1 rRNA gene is annotated in these 1,522 nt (G+C 53.8%); it reads right to left on the bottom strand.

Going from position 1 to position 1,522, the window contains the following annotated elements:
* Positions 1 to 1,520, bottom strand: a 23S ribosomal RNA gene (locus HP398_RS30495); the annotation flags it as partial.
* Positions 1,521 to 1,522 lie beyond the last annotated feature (2 nt).

Here is a 1,522-nt window from a genome sequence, read left to right as displayed (position 1 = left end):
ACTGCTTGGACGGCCATCCAGTAGGCCGCTCACCCTATCCTCCTGCGTCACGCCATTGCTCAAGCGGAACAGAGGTGGTACAGGAATATCAACCTGTTGTCCATCGCCTACGCCTTTCGGCCTCAGCTTAGGTCCCGACTAACCCTGGGAGGACGAGCCTTCCCCAGGAAACCTTAGGCTTTCGGTGGACAAGATTCTCACTTGTCTTTTCGCTACTTACACCGGCATTCTCACTTCCAAGCGCTCCACCGCTCTTTCCAGTACGGCTTCACTGCTGCTTGGAACGCTCCCCTACCCAGTCCGTAAGGACTGCCATAGCTTCGGTGATACGTTTAGCCCCGTTACATTTTCCGCGCAGAGTCACTCGACCAGTGAGCTATTACGCACTCTTTAAATGGTGGCTGCTTCTAAGCCAACATCCTGGTTGTCTGGGCAACTCCACATCGTTTCCCACTTAACGTATACTTGGGGACCTTAGCTGATGGTCTGGGCTGTTTCCCTTTTGACGATGGATCTTAGCACTCACCGTCTGACTCCCGGACATAAGTCATTGGCATTCGGAGTTTGACTGAATTCGGTAACCCGATGAGGGCCCCTAGTCCAATCAGTGCTCTACCTCCAAGACTCTAAATTCCGAGGCTAGCCCTAAAGCTATTTCGGGGAGAACCAGCTATCTCCGAGTTCGATTGGAATTTCACCGCTAGCCACACCTCATCCCCGCACTTTTCAACGTGCGTGGGTTCGGGCCTCCAGTAGGTGTTACCCTACCTTCACCCTGGACATGGCTAGATCACACGGTTTCGGGTCTACGGCAGCGTACTATCGCCCTATTCAGACTCGCTTTCGCTGCGGCTCCGTCTCTTCAACTTAACCTCGCACGCTACCGTAACTCGCCGGTTCATTCTACAAAAGGCACGCCGTCACCCTTTTAACGGGCTCCGACTATTTGTAAGCACACGGTTTCAGGTACTATTTCACTCCCCTCCCGGGGTGCTTTTCACCTTTCCCTCACGGTACTGGTTCACTATCGGTCGCTAGGTAGTATTTAGCCTTAGCAGATGGTCCTGCCAGATTCACACGGGATTTCACGTGTCCCGCGCTACTCGGGGTTGGTCTCGGAGAGACGCGCGTTTAGGTTACGCGACTATCACGCTCTATGGTCAGCTTTCCCAAGCTGTTCACCTACGCGCGTCTTTTGTAACTCCATGTGAGACGCCCCACAACCCCGCCGGGTAAACCCGACGGTTTAGGCTCTTCCGCGTTCGCTCGCCACTACTGACGGAATCACTATTGTTTTCTCTTCCTCCGGCTACTTAGATGTTTCAGTTCACCGGGTCTGCCTTCTCATCACCTATGTATTCAGTGAAGGATACCATCCCATTACAGATGGTGGGTTACCCCATTCGGAGATCCCCGGATCAAAGCGTGCTTACCGCTCCCCGAGGCTTATCGCAGTTCGCTGCGTCCTTCTTCGGCTCCTAGCGCCAAGGCATCCACCGTGTGCCCTTAGTAACTTAACCAC

The sequence above is a fragment of the Brevibacillus sp. HB1.4B genome, assembly GCF_013284285.1.
GTDB classification, from domain to species: Bacteria; Bacillota; Bacilli; order Brevibacillales; family Brevibacillaceae; genus Brevibacillus; species Brevibacillus porteri.
Note: the sequence above shows the minus strand (reverse complement) of the source record. Positions and strands in the feature narration are given on the sequence as shown.